The following is a 16,349-nucleotide window of genomic DNA, read 5'->3' on the forward strand; positions in this document are numbered from 1 at the left end:
GCCCGGGAGCCGTCTTTCCCGCTCTTTTCCGACTCTTTTCCCGCTCTGCACGCCGTTCGTCCGTGTCAGGCCGGGCGGCCGTAGGCCTCCAAGAGCCGCAGCCAGACCTCGCTGATGGTCGGGTAGGCGGGGACGGCGTGCCAGAGGCGGTCGACCGGGACCTCGCCGACGACCGCGACGGTCGCCGCGTGCAGGAGTTCGGCGACGTCCTGGCCGACGAAGGTCGCGCCGACGACCACTTTCCGGTCCTCGTCGACGACCAGCTTGGCGCGGCCGGTGTAGCCGTCGGCGTGCAGCGCGGCCCCGGCGACCGAGCCGAGGTCGTACTCGACGGCCCGGACCCTGATCCCCTTGTCGCGGGCGGCGGCCTCGGAGATCCCGACGGCGGCGACCTCGGGGTCGGAGAACACCACGCGGGGCACGGCCAGGTGGTCCGCGGAGGCGGTGTGCGCGCCCCACGGCCCGTCGGCGAGCGGTGTGCCGTTGAGCCGGGCGGCGATCGCCTCGCCCGCGGCGCGCGCCTGGTACTTGCCCTGGTGGGTGAGGAGCGCGCGGCCGTTCACGTCGCCGACGGCGTAGAGCCAGTCGGTGCCGTCGACGAGCATCGTGTCGTCCACGTTCGGTACCGCGGCCGGGTCGAGGCCGACCGAGTCGAGGCCGAGGTCGCCGGTGTCGGGGCGGCGCCCGGTGGCCACCAGCAGTTCTTCGGCCGCGAACGCGGTGCCGTCGTCCAGGACGACGGTGACGGTCCCGTCGGCGTCGCGGTCGACCCGCACGGGGGTGACGCCCAGGTGCACGTCGACCCCGTCCTCGGCCAGGGCGGCGGCGAGGTGCTCACCGACGAAGGGCTCCTCGCGGTCCAGCAGCCCGGCGTTGGACAGCAGGGTCACGCGCGAGCCCAGCGAGGAGAACGCGAACGCCAGCTCGGTGCCCGCGACCCCGCCGCCCAGGACGATGAGCCGCGGCGGGACGTGCTCGGTGGCGTTGGCCTCGCGGGTGCCCCAGGGGGCGGCGGCCGCCAGGCCCGGGATCGGGGGCAGGACCGGGACGGAGCCCGTGGCCAGGGCGACAGCCCGCGCCGCGAGGACCCGGCCGTCGACGCTCACCTGGTGGGGGCCGCTGATGCGGCCGCGACCGCGGACCAGGTCGATGCCCGCGGATTCGAGCCAGGCGACCTGGCCGTCGTCCTTCCAGTGGCTCGTGAACGACGAGCGCCGGTCCAGGACCGCGGCCGCGTCGACGGGTCTCCCGACCGCCTCGCGGGCCCCGGCGAGCCGACGGGCCGCGCGGATCGCGTGCCCGCTGCGCAGCAGCGCCTTGGAGGGCATGCACGCCCAGTAGGAGCACTCGCCGCCGACCAGCTCGGATTCGACGATCGCCGTGCGGATGCCGCGTTTGGTCGCGTAGTCGGCGACGTTCTCGCCGACCGGGCCTGCGCCCACGACGATCAGGTCGTAGTCGAACGCCTTGTCCTCGGTTGCCTGTCCCCGGGTGCCGGTCATGACGCCTTCTTTCGCAGCAGGACGGTCAGTCGGATGGCGGAGACCAGGAAGAAGACCCCGCCCACGGCGGCGTAGCCGCCGACCCCGGCGATGTCACCGGAGCCCTGGAGCCCCTGGAGCAGGAAGGCGGACCCGGCCAGGACCGAGAGGCCGCCGCTGAGGACCTGCGGGAGCTGGCCGCCGGTTCGCCACCGCCGGAGGGCGGCGACGAGCTGGGGGATGCCGGAGCCGATGGCCCACACACCCCAGACGATCAGGGCGGTGGCGGGCGACACCGTCGAGGCCCAGCCCAGGGCGATGGCCACGGTGACGCTGACCGCCACGTTGATCCACTCCGCCGCCTGCGGCGAGCCGGGGACCCGGTCCTTGGAGCGCAGTTGCCACAGGACGGCGCCCGCGTCGAAGAGCGGGTAGACGACCAGGAGCGCGGTCAGCAGCGGGCCCGAGGACCCGGCGACCGTGAACACGAGCGCCGCCCAGGCGAAGGCGAAGACGACGCGGATGAAGTACAGGCGGCGCAGCGCGGCGCCGAACCGGGGCGGCGCGGCCGTCGTGTCGGACACGGTCATGATGTCTCTCTTTCTCGGGTTCTCGGGTTCTCGGGAAGTCGTGTTCTCGGGAGGTACGCGGGTCAGTCGCAGGCCGCGGCGACGGTGGTGGTGAGGCTGACGGGCACGTTGCCGCGGGTGGCCGCCGAGTAGGGGCACACCTGGTGCGCGGCGGCGACCAGGCTCTCGGCCTCCCGGGCCTCGATCCCGCCTCCGAGGTGCACGCGCAGCGCGGCCTGCAACGCGAAGCCGCCGGTCTGGGTGGGGACGATCGAGACCTCGGCGACGACGGTGGAGTCCACCAGCGCCACCTTGCGCTGGGAGGCCACGAGCTTGAGCGCCGAGTGGAAGCACGACGACCAGCCGGCGGCGAACAGCTGCTCGGGGTTGGTGGCCCCGCCGGGGCCGCCCATGGACGTCGGGATGGCGAGTGTCACGGCGAGCAGGCCGTCGTCGGTCACCGTGCGGCCTCCGGCCCGGCCGTCGCCCGTCGAGGTCGCGATGGCGGTGTACAGGGTTTCGGACATCGGTTCTCCTTGAGCGTCACGATGTAGAGTTACTAGTTCGTCTACATTGGCGACTCTAGACTGTCCGCAGTGCCGGTGCAACCGGTCGGACACTTCAATGACGGGAGCAGGACATGCACGCCGAGGTCACCGAACCGGTGAAGCGCACCACGTCGGGGGCCGCCACGAGAGCGCGTATCCTCGCCGCCGCGAACGAGCTGTTCTACGCCCACGGCATCCGCGCCACGAGCGCCGACCGCGTCATCGAGCAGGTGGGCATCACGAAGGTGACGTTCTACCGCCACTTCCGCACCAAGAGCGATCTCGTGGTCGCGTACCTGGAGGATCAGGCGGCCGGGGAGCGCGAGTGGGTCCAGGGGGTGCGCCGCGCGGGCGACCCGGTGGGTTCGCTGCGCGCGCTCGCCACCGACATCGGGGCCGCGAGCTGCCGTCCGGGGTTCCGGGGGTGCGCGTTCATCAACGCGTCGGCGGAGTTCGCCGACCCCGACGACCCGGTCCGGGTCGCCGTCGACGCGCACCGCGGCTGGATGCTCGGGGAGTTCGCCGCCATCGCGGCGGAGGCGGGCGTGGGGGATGTCGAGGCCACGGCGCGGCAGCTGATGATCCTGCGGGACGGGGCGATGGTCAACGGCTACCTCGGGGACCCGGCCTCCGTCGCAGGCTCCCTCGCCGCCGCGTTCGAGGCGGTCGTCACGTCGGCGGCGGCCGACGAGGCGACCGGGGACTGACGGGTCCGGGGCCTCAGGCCGTGGGCGCCGGTTCCCCGGTGTCCGCGGCCCGCGCCGTCGGCCAGGCGTCACGCTCCACCAGGTGCCCCACCAGCGCCGCGATGTTCCAGGCGTCGTCCTCGCCGCGGTGGTGGCGGCCCTCCAGCGGCAGCCCCGCGGTGTCCAGCGCGCGGGCCATGCCCGGCATCTTCTTGCGCATCCCGTGCAGCTCGGCGAAGACCCGCTTGGCGTTCACGTGCCGGTCGCCGAACGGGTAGGCCACCCCCGTCATCGCGCACTGGCGCTCGAACTGCCTGCGGTCGTAGTCGCCCCAGCTCGCCCACGGGCGTTCGGCCGACGCGTGCTCGGCGGCCAGCCAGCGACAGGCCTCCTCGAACGTCACCGCGTCCTCGACCATCTCCGGGGTGATCCCCGTCAGCTCCGTGCAGAACGCGCTCACCTCGGACCGCCCCGGCCGCACCAGCAGCCCGTGCCGGGACACCCGCTCCCCCGTGGCGGCGTCCACGACGCTCAGCCCGATCTCGATGATCTCGTTGGCGGAACCGGGCGGCGGCGATCCCCTCCAGCAGGTCGCCTCGACGTCCACGATGTTCCACAGTCCGTTGGCCATGGAACGGATTCGACCACGCCCCGACCACCGGTGTCACAGGGTTTTCGTCAGTCCCGGTGCGCGTACTCCGCCAGCCGCCGCACCCGGTCGGGCAGGTTGACGTACGGGTCGCGCCCCGCCATCTCGAACCCCTGCTGCGCGTACCGGTTGACCCCCACCCGGAAGTCGCACCCGTCCGACACCTTGCTGTCCCACACCTTGACGGCCCGGATCCGCTCGTACCTGGGCAGCACCCGCGGCACGTCCGTGTACCACTGGAGGGTCTCGCGGGCCCCGATGAACGTCGTCCCCATCTCGCCGATCATCACCGGCTTGGTGGCGTCGATCCCGTGTTCGGGCCCCTCGTTCTGGATCCACTCGTACGCCGGCCGCAGCGCGTCCTCGAACGAGTCCACGTGCCTCCAGTTCGGCATGAGGTCGCAGCCGGTCATGTTGTACGCCTCCCAGCTGATCCAGTCGACGTAGTCGTTGCCCGGCCACAGGCCCGGCAGCCGCCCGAGGTTGCCCGCCCACCCCGTCACGTTCCACACCCAGATGGCGTTGTCGGCGCCCTCGGCCCGGTAGATGTCGACGATGTGCCGCCACGCCCGGGTGAACTCCTGCGGTGTCCCGCGGGTGTTGTAGCGCTTGTTGGCGTCGGCCTCGTGGTCGAACGTGAGGAAGTAGGGCGCCTCCAGCGCCGCCACCGCGCGCGCCTGCTGGCGCAGCACCGCGTCGAACTCCCCGGCCAGGATCGTCCGGTAGGACACGGCCGGATGCCCCGAGCGCGTGAACCGGCGCGCCTCGATGTTGGTGTGCACGAACCGCCCCTCGGCCAGGTACCGGCGCTCCTTCTCCCCCGGGACCTGGGCCTGGTCGATGCCGCGCCAGGTGTACACGATGTCCATCCGCCGCCCGGCGGCGTCCTCCAGCGCCTCCAGCTGACCGTTGTGGGGGCTGCCGCCCCACCACACCCCGCAGCTGGGTTCGAGGATCTCCGAGACGGTGCAGCGGTGTTCGGCGTCGGCGGGCAGTCCCAGCATGGGCGCGGTGAACGCGCGCCGCGGCACCCCGGCCGGTTCGGCCGCCCAGTCCCCGCTCCCGGCCCCGTCCGCGCCGGTGAGCGTGAGGGTGAGGAGCACGGCCCCCACCGACGCCATCACCCGTACCGGTCCGCTGTCCACAACGCCCGCCCCCTAGGAGTGACTACAGATGGCATTCACATGAACACCATACGTTACGACACCTGGACGCAATACCCCCACCAGGCAAAACGGGCGAAGACCAGAGGTTTCCGGCCCCACCGAAGCCCCCGCCCACTCGCGGCCCTCGTTCCACCTTCAGTCCTCACCCCACCCCAGCCCTCGCCCGACCTCGATCCTCGCCCCGCCTCGGTGCCCGCCCGCCTTCGGCATCCGCCCGTCTTCGGCGCCCGCCGCACCTTCGGTGTCCGCCCCGTCTCGGCCCCCACCCGTCTTCGGCACCCGCCGCACCCCGGCGCCGCTCGCTTTCGGAGCCCGCCGCGCCTTCGGCATCCGCCCGCACCTCGGCCCCAGGCCCCCCGGCCCGGCCTCAATACCCGTACCGCCGTCGGCCCGACGCCGTCATCGCCGCCACCAGGCGCCGCCGCCACGGCGGCAGCGCCTCGCGCCACCCCTGGTCGGCGCGCACCCCCACCGGCCCCGCGGCGAAGCGCATCGGGTTGCCCGACAGCGCGTGCCCCCGCGACAGCGACACCCCGTCCCCCAGGTCCGGGCACTCCCCCCGGTACCCGGCGAACTCGGCGATGCGCGCGAACTCCTCGTTCGGCGCGGCCGTGAAGTCCTCGTAGCGCACCCGCAGCGTGGGGGTGCCGCGCCGGGCCAGGGCGTCGAAGCAGGCGTTCTGCGCCATCCACTGCACCGCCGAGCGCCCGGCGGAGTAGCGGGCCATCTCCGGTTCGCTGCTGCTGGGCGAGGCGTCCGGCCGGGGCACCCGCTTGCTCCAGGAGTGCGCCACCGCCCGGGGGTCGCGCACCACGTGCAGCAGTCGCATCCGTGCCCCGTAGCGCCAGCGCAGGCAGGCGGCCAGGGAGGCGTGCTTGCTGGCGTCGATGATCACCGACGAGCCGCTGACCAGGGCGATCGCGGTGTAGAGCCGGTGGTAGAGCTCGGTGTAGCGGGCGCTGCGCTCGGCCAGCGGCCCCTCGTCCGAGCCGTTGAGCAGGACGGGCAGGAAGCGGGTCCGGTCCACGCTGTCCTTGAGCCCGAGCACGCGCGGCACGTCCAGCCGCCGCCAGCCGCCGAACGCCTCCTTGCCCACGTCGGTCCAGAACCCGCAGTCGGCGAACGGCAGCCCGCACCCGCAGAGCTCGTTCTCCACCACCCCGCGCCGCCACAGGTGCACCGTCTCGCCGACCGAGCAGAACCCGGGCAGCTCGCCCAGCAGCCGCTCGATCAGGGTCGATCCGGAGCGGCCCATGCCGCCGACGAACACCAGCCGATATGCCTCTTCCACCCGCACAGGCTATTACTTTCCGTGACCACTCAGGGTCGTTACGTCATAATCCCTCATGCGGACATGCGACGGCCCCGGGCCGGGGGTTCGCGTCCCGGGCCGGGGCCGTCGTTCTTCAGTCATCCATCCGGGGTCAGGGGCGGGGTGTGGACGCGCGGGGTCTCCACATCCCTGGCCGTGTTACAGACCCTGGACGTTGAGCAGGATGTTGACGGTGCCGGAGGGGACACCGCTCAGCTTGTCCTGCGAGCCGTTGGTGACCAGCCAGTCCAGGACGGTGTCCTGGTCGGCGTCGCCGTTGGCGCTCTTGTACAGCGCGGCCGCGCCGGCCACGTGCGGGCTGGCCATCGAGGTGCCGGAGAAGGCCGCGACGCCGCCGCCCGGGACGGTCGACTCGATCGCGACGCCGGGGGCGTAGATGTCCACGGCCGGGCCGAAGTTGGAGAAGTAGGCCGTGGCGTCGTTGCGGTCGGAGGCACCGACGGTGGCGACGCGCTCGGCGCGGGCCGGGGAGACGTTGCCGGCGTTCTGGCCCTCGTTGCCCGCGGCGACCGCCACGAAGACACCGGAGTCGGCCAGGGCGTTGACGGCGTCGTCCACGGCCTGGGAGGCGGGGCCGCCCAGGGACAGGTTGGCGACGGAGTTCTCGGGGGCGTTGGCGGCCACCCAGTCGATACCGGCGATGACGTCGGCGTAGGTGCCCGAGCCGCTGTCGCTCAGGACCTTGACGCCGAACAGCTCGGCGGCCGGGGCCACGCCGTAGGTCGCGGAGCCGATGGTGCCCGCGACGTGGGTGCCGTGGCCGTTGCCGTCGAAGCCCTCGCCACCGTAGGCGTCGAAGGCGGAGGAGGCCCGGCCCTCGAAGTCGGGGTGGCTCGGGTCGATGCCGGTGTCGATGATGTAGGCGGAGACGCCCGCGCCGTCGGCCGTGGTGGTGTAGGAGTCGTCCAGGGGGAGGTCCTCCTGGTCGATGCGGTCCAGGCCCCAGGTGACGGTGGTGTGGGCGACGCCGACCTGCTCGACGTAGGCCACGCCGTCCTGGGCCCGCAGCTCCTGCACCTCGGCGGCGGTCAGGGTCGCGGAGTACCCGTCGAAGACCTCCTCGTAGGTGTGGTTGATGTCGCCGGACTCGATGCCCAGGGCGCGCGGGGTGACCGACGCGGTGCCGATGGACTCCTCCAGGACCACGAACCACTCGCCCGCGACGGCGTCGGTGCTCGTGTAGAGGGGGGCCAGGTCGTCGGCGCCGGCGGAGACCGCACCGGACAGGGCCAGGGGGAGGGAGAGAGCACCGGCGGCGACGAAGCCGAGAACGGTCCTCCGGGAGTGGTGCTTCTGCACTCTTTTTCTCCTTGGTGGGGGTATGGGGATGTTAAGCACACAGCGCGTGATAACCGACCGTGATCAACCGGTTGCTCCCTTGCTGCGATGTGCAACTTTAATCACCGACTGTCCTTTACGCCAGGGTTCATCGGATTTTTTTCGCCGTTCGTCTCGCCCGGAAGGCCGATCCGGCCCCGTGTGTCGCGCGTCACCCACCTGCCACCACTCCGGAACGCGACGCACCTTAACGCTTGTGTAGTGGGGTTTCGTGTTTCTCTGGAGAAGGAATGGGACGGCGTCCCCGGACCGCTGGAACAGGGTTTTACGATCAGAAATAATGAGGAAATACGCGAATGAAGCGTCCATTGATTCAGGAATCCCGGCGGCGCCGCCGGAGCCCGGGCACGCTCCGCGCACCCTGCGTCACCGCCCCGCGCACGGCCCGTCCGCCGGGTCCGCGCACGGCGAGGGGGCCGCCCGATGGGCGGCCCCCTGCGTGTGTCCGGTGCCGGTCGGTACCGGCCCGGGCTAGTCGGCCCGGACGACCATCCCCGCGCCGACCGTGGCGTTGGTGGCCTCGTCGATGAGGATGAACCCGCCCGTCTGCCGGTTGCGCGTGTACTCGTCGACGAACAGGGGCTGGGTGGAGCGCAGCCGCACCCGCCCGATCTCGTTGAGCCCCAGGTGGTCGGCCTGCTCGTCACGGTGCAGCGTGTTGACGTCCAGCCGGTAGCGCAGGTCCTTGACCATCACCTTCGCCGTGCGGGTGGTGTGCTTGACGATGAGCTTGGAGCGCGGCGTCAGCTTGCGCGCGTCCGTCATCCAGCAGACCATCGCCTCGATGTCCTGGGACGCCGTCGGCGTGTTGTTGGGGCGGCAGATCATGTCGCCCCGGGAGATGTCGATCTCGTCCTCCAGCAGCAGGGTGACCGACATCGGCGCGAACGCCTCGGCGACCTCCCCGTCCGCCGTGGTGATCCTGGCGATCCGGCTGGTCAGCCCGGACGGCAGGTGCACGACCTCGTCGCCCGGCTTGAGCACGCCCCCGGCGAGCTGGCCCGCGTAGCCGCGGTAGTCGTGCAGCTCGGGGTCGTCGGACTTGTGCGGCCGGATCACGTACTGCACCGGGAAGCGCGCGTCGATGAGGTTGCGGTCCGAGGCGATGTGCACGTTCTCCAGGTGGTGCAGCAGCGAGGGGCCGCTGTACCAGGGCATGTTCTCCGAGCGCTCCACCACGTTGTCGCCGTGCAGCGCCGAGATCGGCACGAAGGTGAGGTCGCGCGCGTCCAGCTTGGCGGCGAAGTCGGTGAACTCGGCCTTGATCTCCTCGAACCGGTCCTGGTCGTAGTCGACCAGGTCCATCTTGTTGACCGCCAGGACCAGGTGCGGCACCTGGAGCAGGGTGGTGAGGAAGGCGTGGCGGCGGCTCTGCTCCTGGAGCCCCTTGCGGGCGTCCACCAGGATGATGGCCAGGTCCGCGGTGGAGGCCCCGGTCACCATGTTGCGGGTGTACTGGATGTGCCCGGGGGTGTCCGCGATGATGAACGTCCGCCTGGGCGTGGCGAAGTACCGGTAGGCCACGTCGATGGTGATGCCCTGCTCGCGCTCGGCGCGCAGGCCGTCGGTGAGCAGCGCCAGGTTGGTGTGCTCCTCGCCGCGCGCGACGCTGGTGCGCTCCACCGCGTCGAGCTGGTCCTCGAAGATCGACTTGGAGTCGAACAGCAGGCGGCCGATCAGGGTGCTCTTACCGTCGTCCACGGAGCCCGCCGTGGCGAACCGCAGGATGTCGTTGGTCATGCTCGCTGGTCCTATGTGGGAAGGGAGGGGCGGCGGAGGGTGACGGAGTGGGTACTGCGCCGAAGGCGTCCGTCGAGGACCTCCTGATCCCCGACGGGCGGGCTAGAAGTAGCCCTCGCGCTTGCGGTCCTCCATGGCCGCCTCGCTGGCACGGTCGTCGGCCCTGGTCTGTCCGCGCTCGGTGATCCGGGTCGCGGCGATCTCGGCGATGATGTCGTCGAGCTCCACGGCGGTCGACTTGACCGCGCCGGTGCAGGTGAGGTCGCCCACCGTGCGGTAGCGCACGGTCTCGGTGAAGGGCACCTCGGTCTCGTCGCGCGCGATGAGCGGGGAGTCGGCGAGCAGGATGCCGTCGCGCTCGAACACGCTGCGCTCGTGGGCGAAGTAGATGGAGGGCAGCTCCAGCTCCTCGCGCTGGATGTAGGCCCACACGTCCAGCTCGGTCCAGTTGGAGATCGGGAAGACCCGGATGTGCTCGCCCCGGTCGATGCGGGTGTTGAACACGCTCCACAGCTCGGGGCGCTGGTTCTTGGGGTCCCACTGGCCGAACTCGTCGCGGAAGGAGAACACGCGCTCCTTGGCGCGGGCCTTCTCCTCGTCGCGGCGGGCACCGCCGAAGGCCGCGTCGAACCCGTGGTCCTCGATGGCCTCCAGCAGGGCGGCGGTCTGGAGGCGGTTGCGGCTGGCCCAGCGGCCGGTGGGCTCGGTGACCTTGCCCGCGTCGATCTGCTCCTGGACGGAGGCGACGACCAGGCGCACCCCGGCCTGCTCGACCCGGCGGTCCCGGAACTCGATGACCTCGGGGAAGTTGTGGCCGGTGTCCACATGCATCACGGGGAAGGGGATGGCGCCCGGCCAGAAGGCCTTCTCGGCGAGGCGGAGCATGACGATCGAGTCCTTGCCGCCGGAGAAGAGCAGCACCGGCCGCTCGAACTCCGCGGCCACCTCGCGCATGATGAAGATCGCCTCGGCCTCAAGGACGTCCAGCTGGGAGAGCTGGTAGCGCCCGGGCGTCTGCTGACTCGCCTGACCCATGAATCCGCCTTAGAGATACCGCTGGGGGCACCGGCTCGACCGACGGCGGAGGGCCTTTCGTCTAGCCCCCCGCGTGCGGACCGGCGCTGTCCAGGTCCGCGCCGTCGCGGATGCTAGCCAACAACATACCCGACAATTCCGATCGGCATACAAGGACATCGGGGAGTAGCGGGTCGGCTACGTTATAGCGCAGGGCGGAGCCGTCGATCCGGGAGGCGTGCAGGCCCGAGGCCTGGGCGACCGCCACCGGGGCGGCCGTGTCCCACTCGTACTGGCCCCCGGCGTGGACGTAGATGTCGGCCATGCCCAGCAGCACCGAGCAGATCTTGGCGCCCGCCGACCCCATCGGGACCAGCTCGGCGCCCAGCTGGGTGGCCATGCGCTGCGCGAACGCGGGTGGGCGCGAACGGCTCACCGTGATCCGCAGCCGCTGCCCCGACGGGCGCTCCTCCGGCAGCCACGGCGGGTCCACCGTCGACAGGGTGCTGCCCTGGGCGGGCAGAGCGACCGCCCCGGCGACCAGCTCGCCGTTCTCCCACAGGGCCACGTGCACCGCCCAGTCGACCCGCCCGGCCTCGGCGAACTCGCGGGTGCCGTCCAGCGGGTCGATGATCCACACCCGGCGGGCGCGCAGCCGGGCCGGGTCGTCCACACCCTCCTCGGAGAGCACCGCGTCGCTGGGGCGCAGCCGGCCCAGGGCGGAGAACAGGAACTCGTGCGAGGTGCGGTCGCCCAGAGTGCGCAGGACGTCGGGCTCGGCGAAACCGTGCCGGGCGCGCAGGCGCAGCAGCAGCTGCCCCGCCTCGCTCGCCAGGTCGCGGGCCACCTCATGATCGTTTCGGATGTTCTTCACCGTTCAGTACGCCCCCGCCCCACGGATCACCGCTGACCACGTCTTCCACAGGATCTGGATGTCCAACGTCAGCGACCAGTTTTCCACGTAGCGCAGATCCAGGCGGACCGATTCCTCCCAAGAGAGGTCGGAGCGGCCGCTGACCTGCCACAGCCCCGTCAGCCCCGGTTTGACCACCAGCCTGCGGCGGACGTCGTGCCCGTAGCGGGCGACCTCCTCCGGAAGCGGCGGCCGGGGACCGACCAGGGACATCTCGCCCCGGACCACGTTGACGAGCTGGGGAAGCTCGTCGAGCGAGTACCGGCGCAGCCAGGCCCCGACCGGGGTCACCCTGGGGTCCCTTCGCATCTTGAACAGCACACCGTCGTGCTCGTTGTGGGACCGCAGCGCCGCCTTCAGCGATTCGGCCCCGACCACCATGGTACGAAACTTGTACACGGGGAACTCGGAGCCACCCCGCCCTACGCGCGTCTGGGTGAAGAAAACCGGTCCGCGGTCCTCCCAGCGGATGAGCACGGCGAGCACCAGGAACAGGGGCGACAGCAGGACCAGGGCCAGCGCGGCGGCCCCGCGGTCGAAGACCCCCTTGAGGACCCGGCGCACCCCGGCGAGCTCGGGGTGCTCGACGTGCAGCAGGGGCAGCCCGGCGACGGGGCGGATGGTGGTGCGCGGCCCGGCGACCTCCATGAGGGCGGAGGCCACGATGAGCTCGGTGTCGGACTTCTCCAGCCGCCAGGCCAGGCGGCGCAGCTCGACGCCGTCCATCTCGGGGCAGGCCAGGACCGCGACGGTGTCGGCGCCGACCAGGGCGGCGGCGTCGGCGGCCCCGGCGAAGGAGCCCAGGACCGGGCAGTCCTCGACCTCGGCGGCGCCCGCCGCCACCTCGTGTTCGGGCAGGCAGACGCCGACCACGCGCATGCCGTGGTAGATCTCGTCGCGGAAGCGCCGGATGAGCTCGCCGGCGGCGATCCGGTGGCCGACCACGACGACCCCGTTCATACAGTCGCCGGACCGGCGGCGGCGGTGCAGTGCTTTGCGCCGGGCGTAGCGCAGCGCGAGTGTGGCGAGCACCACCAGCGGCAAGGTGACCAGGACGTAGCCGCGGGCGAGGTCGAACTTGACCGCGTAGGCGGCGATGGCGACGCCGGCGGCCAGGGTGAGGCCGGCCACGGCGACCCGCCGGTACTCCTCGGTGCCCACCCCGATGAAGCGTCGGGCGTAGCCGCCGGCCAGGTAGACGAACAGGCACCACAGCGGCGGCAGGGCCAGGGAGAACCACAGGTAGGGGACGGTGGTGGCGGCGGTCAGCGCACCATGGAAGCGCGCGGTGGTGCCGATCAGGCCCGCGCCCAGGGCGGCGACCAGGTCGAGCACCAGGAGTCCGGCCACGTAGGAGCGCGTCCATGGTCGGGGCGGCAGGGGCAGGGAGCTGATCTCCGGCATCGGGGCCGTTACCGCCACCCGCTCGCGGACGTCCTTCACAGCACTGCTCGCGACCATGTATCCCCCAGGACCGACGCTGGTCCGAAAATCATCACTTCACGTCATCGACCGAAAGCCAGGACACCGCCCCGACAGTAACCAAAAGTAGTGGAAAAGTCGCTCTCCGTTGTTGGCTGTCGACAAAGAAGGGCCGTTCGGCCCGGGAATGTATCCCTCCCGAGACCGAACGGCCTCACCGAGCGTAGTGACCCGACCCCATAACGGCCCGGCCGAAAACCCTCAGCCCAGAGCCTCCGGCTCCCCGCTCCGGCGCAGCGCACCGGCCAGCAGCAACCGGACGTAGGCGTCGTCGGGAACCTCCTCCGCCAGCGCTTCCAGGTCCCGCCGGGCCCGCTCCACCCGCCGCTTGGCGATGTAGGCCCACCGGTCACGTCCCTGGCCACCCCCGCCCCAGGGGGTGACGGCCGCACGAGGCCTCCCGCCCCGACCCCAGGGGGTTGCCCCCGTCCTGGAGCCCCCAGCCACAACCGGAGGGCGTTGTGCCTCCCTCGCCGCAGGGGGTTGCCCACCTTTCCCGGGGGCCTCAGCCCCAGCCCGGCCACCTTCCTTGCCGCCCCCGCCGCAGGGGGTGAGGGCGGCAGGAAGCCTCCGGCCCCAATCCCAGGGGGTTTCCACCTGCCCGGGGCCTTGGCCCCAGCCCGGCCAGATCCCTGGCTTCCCTCGCCGTAGGGGGTGAAGGTAGTAGGAGGCCTCCGGCCCCGGGGGGTTTCCACCTTCCCCGGGGCCCTGGCCACAGCCGGAGGGCGTTGTGCCTCCCCCGCCGCAGGGGGTGACGGCAGTAGGAGGCCTCCGGCCCCGGCCCCGGGGGGTTTCCCACCTGACCTGGGCCTCAGCCCCAGCCCGGTCACCTGCCCGGGGCCTTAGCCATAGCCGGAGGGCGTTGTGCCTCCCCCGCCGCAGGGGGTGACGGCAGCAGGAGGCTTCCCGCCCCCACCCCAGGGGGTTTCGGTAGAGCGGGACGGGACCCCGGCCCCAGGGGGTGAGACAGCAAGAGCAGGTTTCCAGAACGGCAACCATCTGCGGAGGGCGGTGTGCGGGAGACCGGACTCGGAGCCGTTGGTCTCCACCGTCACCCCTTGGGAACGTACAGACCCGGGCTGGGCGCGGAGCCGTCCCCACGGTACGAGGCCCGGCAGACCAAAAAGACGTACGCGTTGGACTCACGTCCCGAGCGGTGGGGGTGTTTTCCGGGGACGGGTCGGGGCACAGCGCACATCCCCGGCCACACAGGTCCACGGAAAGACGCTCCGACTGTGAAGCCGCGGTTGCACAGACCTCGCTTGAAAGCCCGACCACAGACGGGGTAACCCCCGCCGTCAGTGCCCTCCCCAGACACAGGGGGTGTCGGGAGGAAGAACCACGACCTGCACTCCAGGGGGTGCAGGCCGCAGGTTATCCGCGGCATCAGCCCCAGATCGGAGAAGGACCGGGGCCTTCGCCACGGGCGGGTGACGGTTGTACTTGTCCTGGGGCCCGGGGGACAGGGGGTTTCGGGAGGTGGGACCGCCACCGGCACCACCGAAAGTGTGCACGCGATCACCCCCTGTGTCCAGGGAAGGCAATCGGGGCCGGGGTTTCACCCCCTGCGGCGGGGAAGGCGATCGGGGCCGGGGTTACTACACCAGGTGGTCGGGCTTTCAAGCGAGGTCTGTGCAACCGCGGCTTCACAGTCGGAGCGTCTTTCCGTGGACCTGTGTGGCCGGGGATGTGCGCTGTGCCCCGACCCGTCCCCTGGAAAAGCAACACCCCCACCACCCCGGACGTGCAGGAAACGCGTACACCTGCTGGTCTGCCGGGCCTCGTACCGTGGGGACGGCTCCGCGCCCAGCCCGGGTCTGTACGTTCCCAAGGGGTGACCCGTGGAGACCAACGCGACCGAGAGCGGTCTCCGCACACCGCCCTCCGCAGATGGCTGGCCACTTGGAAACCTGCTCTTGCTGTCTCACCCCCTGCGGCCGGGGCCCCGTCCCGCTCTACCGAAACCCCCTGGGGCCAGGGCCGGAGGCCTCCTGCCGCCGTCACCCCCCGCGGCGGGGGCGGCCAGGAAGGTGTCCGGGCTGTGGCTGAGGCCCCAGGTCAGGTGGGTAACCCCCTGAGGCCGGGGCCGGAGGCCTCGTGCGGCCCTCACCCCCTGCGGCGGGGGTGGTCAGGAAGGTGTCCGGGTTGGGGCTGAGGCCCCCAGGAAAGGTGGGTAACCCCCCGGGGCCAGGGCCGGAGGCCTCCTGCCGCCCTCACCCCCTGCGGCGGGGGAGGCGCGACGCCCTCCGGCTGGGGCTGAGGACTCCAAGAGAGGGATGGGGCTGGGGCTGAGGCCCCGGGCAGGCGGGAAACCCTCTGGGGCCAGGGCCGGAGGCCTCCTGCCGCCGTCACCCCCTGCGGCGGGGGTGATCAGGAAGGTGTCCGGGTTGGGGCTGAGGCCCCCGGTCGGGTGGGCAACCCCCTATGGCGAAGGCCCCGGGCGGGTGGCCGGGCTGGGGCTGAGGCCCCCGGGAAAGGTGGGCAACCCCCTGGGGCGAAGGTCCCGGTACCCGCAGCCCTCACCCCCACGGGTCCGGGAACCGAGGTGACTCCTCCGCCAACCCCCCGGAGCCGGAGGAACCGATCCTTTCCTCCGAGCTGTGCCGGGGCCCCGAACAGGCGACCTTCACCACCCACAGCGTTAACAGAACATGCGTGGACCCACCTGCCGGCCGGCCCAAAGGCACAAAAAAGGGGGCCGCCCGCAGCGACCCCCAACGCCAAGACCCCGCCCGGTGGGCAGCCCCCCGGGCGGGGTCTTGGCCCTCAAAGCGTGGGAAAGCCGGGCCCGGCTCAGGCCGCCGTGTGGTAGATGTTCTGGGCGCGTTCGAGGCCGTCGGTCAGGACCGTGCGGACGGCGTCGGCGGCTCGGTCGATGTTGAGGTCGAGCTCGCCGCGTTCGGTCGAGGAGAAGTCGCGCAGCACGTACACCGCCGGGTCCATGCGCCCCGGCGGGCGGCCCACGCCGAACCGGACCCGCAGGTAGCCGGGCCCGCCCAGGGAGGCCGTGGTGGACTTGAGCCCGTTGTGGCCGCCCGAGCCGCCGCCCTTCTTGAGCTTGAGGGCGCCGAAGTCGATGTCCATCTCGTCGTGCACGACGACGATCCGCTCCGGCGGCACCTTGTAGAACTTGGCCAGCGCCGACACCGGCCCGCCCGACAGGTTCATGTAGGTGCGCGGCTTGGCCAGCACCACCGCGACGCCGTCCAGGCGGGTCTCCACCACCTCGGCGTGCGCCTTGTGCGCCTTCCAACGCTCGCCGCCCGCCAGCGCGTCCACCACCATGAAGCCCGCGTTGTGCCGGTTCCCGGCGTACTTGGGCCCGGGGTTGCCCAGCCCGACGACCAGCCAGCGCTCGGTCTCCGCCATGTCCTTCTTCCTCCACCGTCCCCACACGGGGACGAGCCTACAGACGAAAGACCGGGCGCGG

At 71.7% G+C, this 16,349-nt stretch carries 13 protein-coding genes; 1 reads left to right on the plus strand and 12 read right to left on the minus strand.

Annotated features, from left to right (window positions below; translation table 11 throughout):
- Positions 1 to 65 precede the first annotated feature (65 nt).
- The 3 genes from ACJOT3_RS28880 to ACJOT3_RS28890 all read right to left on the minus strand — a co-directional run bounded on the left by ACJOT3_RS28880 (position 66) and on the right by ACJOT3_RS28890 (position 2,577).
- The gene (locus ACJOT3_RS28880; RefSeq protein WP_406976283.1) at positions 66 to 1,502 is read right to left on the minus strand and encodes a dihydrolipoyl dehydrogenase family protein; all 1,437 of its coding nucleotides are present in this window, start codon (positions 1,500 to 1,502) and stop codon (positions 66 to 68) included.
- Positions 1,499 to 2,071 (minus strand): hypothetical protein, encoded by a 573-nt coding sequence (locus tag ACJOT3_RS28885; RefSeq protein WP_406976284.1) that lies wholly within the window; start codon positions 2,069 to 2,071, stop codon positions 1,499 to 1,501. The genes ACJOT3_RS28880 and ACJOT3_RS28885 overlap by 4 nt, the downstream gene beginning before the upstream one ends.
- 62 nt (positions 2,072 to 2,133) lie before the next feature.
- On the minus strand, positions 2,134 to 2,577 hold the full coding sequence (locus ACJOT3_RS28890; protein WP_406976285.1) for an organic hydroperoxide resistance protein: 444 nt from the start codon (positions 2,575 to 2,577) through the stop codon (positions 2,134 to 2,136).
- A 113-nt stretch (positions 2,578 to 2,690) separates the two neighbouring features.
- Here ACJOT3_RS28890 and ACJOT3_RS28895 point away from each other — a divergent pair, with 113 nt between their 5' ends.
- The gene (locus ACJOT3_RS28895; RefSeq protein ID WP_406976286.1) at positions 2,691 to 3,305 is read left to right on the plus strand and encodes a TetR/AcrR family transcriptional regulator; all 615 of its coding nucleotides are present in this window, start codon (positions 2,691 to 2,693) and stop codon (positions 3,303 to 3,305) included.
- Positions 3,306 to 3,318: 13 nt separating this feature from the next.
- Here ACJOT3_RS28895 and ACJOT3_RS28900 read toward each other — a convergent pair whose 3' ends face one another.
- From ACJOT3_RS28900 to pth, 9 genes are all read right to left on the minus strand, one after another.
- The gene (locus tag ACJOT3_RS28900) at positions 3,319 to 3,915 is read right to left on the minus strand and encodes a 3'-5' exonuclease (RefSeq protein ID WP_406976287.1); all 597 of its coding nucleotides are present in this window, start codon (positions 3,913 to 3,915) and stop codon (positions 3,319 to 3,321) included.
- A 47-nt stretch (positions 3,916 to 3,962) separates the two neighbouring features.
- On the minus strand, positions 3,963 to 5,078 hold the full coding sequence (locus ACJOT3_RS28905) for a glycoside hydrolase family 26 protein (protein WP_406976288.1): 1,116 nt from the start codon (positions 5,076 to 5,078) through the stop codon (positions 3,963 to 3,965).
- Between the two features lie 388 nt (positions 5,079 to 5,466).
- Complete coding sequence (locus ACJOT3_RS28910; RefSeq protein ID WP_406976294.1) at positions 5,467 to 6,354, minus strand: sulfotransferase family protein; 888 nt, start codon at positions 6,352 to 6,354, stop codon at positions 5,467 to 5,469.
- A gap of 216 nt (positions 6,355 to 6,570) precedes the next feature.
- The gene (locus tag ACJOT3_RS28915) at positions 6,571 to 7,731 is read right to left on the minus strand and encodes a S8 family peptidase (protein ID WP_406976289.1); all 1,161 of its coding nucleotides are present in this window, start codon (positions 7,729 to 7,731) and stop codon (positions 6,571 to 6,573) included.
- A 510-nt stretch (positions 7,732 to 8,241) separates the two neighbouring features.
- Positions 8,242 to 9,510: a sulfate adenylyltransferase subunit CysN gene (cysN, locus tag ACJOT3_RS28920; protein ID WP_406976290.1), complete on the minus strand. Its 1,269-nt coding sequence runs from the start codon at positions 9,508 to 9,510 to the stop codon at positions 8,242 to 8,244.
- Between the two features lie 102 nt (positions 9,511 to 9,612).
- Positions 9,613 to 10,545, minus strand: coding sequence for a sulfate adenylyltransferase subunit CysD (gene cysD, locus ACJOT3_RS28925; protein WP_406976291.1), 933 nt, complete (start codon positions 10,543 to 10,545; stop codon positions 9,613 to 9,615).
- 61 nt (positions 10,546 to 10,606) lie between these two features.
- Positions 10,607 to 11,398 (minus strand): 3'(2'),5'-bisphosphate nucleotidase CysQ, encoded by a 792-nt coding sequence (locus tag ACJOT3_RS28930; protein ID WP_406976292.1) that lies wholly within the window; start codon positions 11,396 to 11,398, stop codon positions 10,607 to 10,609.
- Between the two features lie 3 nt (positions 11,399 to 11,401).
- Positions 11,402 to 12,841, minus strand: coding sequence for a sugar transferase (locus ACJOT3_RS28935; RefSeq protein WP_406976295.1), 1,440 nt, complete (start codon positions 12,839 to 12,841; stop codon positions 11,402 to 11,404).
- 2,871 nt (positions 12,842 to 15,712) lie between these two features.
- Positions 15,713 to 16,288 carry an aminoacyl-tRNA hydrolase gene (gene pth, locus ACJOT3_RS28940; protein ID WP_406976293.1) on the minus strand — a complete coding sequence of 192 codons (576 nt, stop codon included), beginning with the start codon at positions 16,286 to 16,288 and terminating at the stop codon, positions 15,713 to 15,715.
- Positions 16,289 to 16,349: the final 61 nt, after the last annotated feature.

This window comes from Nocardiopsis protaetiae (assembly GCF_045446735.1).
Classification (GTDB): domain Bacteria; phylum Actinomycetota; class Actinomycetes; order Streptosporangiales; family Streptosporangiaceae; genus Nocardiopsis; species Nocardiopsis protaetiae.

What these genes read in the sequence shown, in the direction of transcription:
- ACJOT3_RS28880 (WP_406976283.1), bottom strand. Translation starts at nt 1,502, where the DNA reads ATGACCGGCACCCGGGGACAGGCAACCGAGGACAAGGCGTTCGACTAC.
- ACJOT3_RS28885 (WP_406976284.1), bottom strand. Translation starts at nt 2,071, where the DNA reads ATGACCGTGTCCGACACGACGGCCGCGCCGCCCCGGTTCGGCGCCGCG.
- ACJOT3_RS28890 (WP_406976285.1), bottom strand. Translation starts at nt 2,577, where the DNA reads ATGTCCGAAACCCTGTACACCGCCATCGCGACCTCGACGGGCGACGGC.
- ACJOT3_RS28895 (WP_406976286.1), top strand. Translation starts at nt 2,691, where the DNA reads ATGCACGCCGAGGTCACCGAACCGGTGAAGCGCACCACGTCGGGGGCC.
- ACJOT3_RS28900 (WP_406976287.1), bottom strand. Translation starts at nt 3,915, where the DNA reads ATGGCCAACGGACTGTGGAACATCGTGGACGTCGAGGCGACCTGCTGG.
- ACJOT3_RS28910 (WP_406976294.1), bottom strand. Translation starts at nt 6,354, where the DNA reads ATGGGCCGCTCCGGATCGACCCTGATCGAGCGGCTGCTGGGCGAGCTG.
- cysN (WP_406976290.1), bottom strand. Translation starts at nt 9,510, where the DNA reads ATGACCAACGACATCCTGCGGTTCGCCACGGCGGGCTCCGTGGACGAC.
- cysD (WP_406976291.1), bottom strand. Translation starts at nt 10,545, where the DNA reads ATGGGTCAGGCGAGTCAGCAGACGCCCGGGCGCTACCAGCTCTCCCAG.
- ACJOT3_RS28935 (WP_406976295.1), bottom strand. Translation starts at nt 12,841, where the DNA reads ATGCCGGAGATCAGCTCCCTGCCCCTGCCGCCCCGACCATGGACGCGC.
- pth (WP_406976293.1), bottom strand. Translation starts at nt 16,288, where the DNA reads ATGGCGGAGACCGAGCGCTGGCTGGTCGTCGGGCTGGGCAACCCCGGG.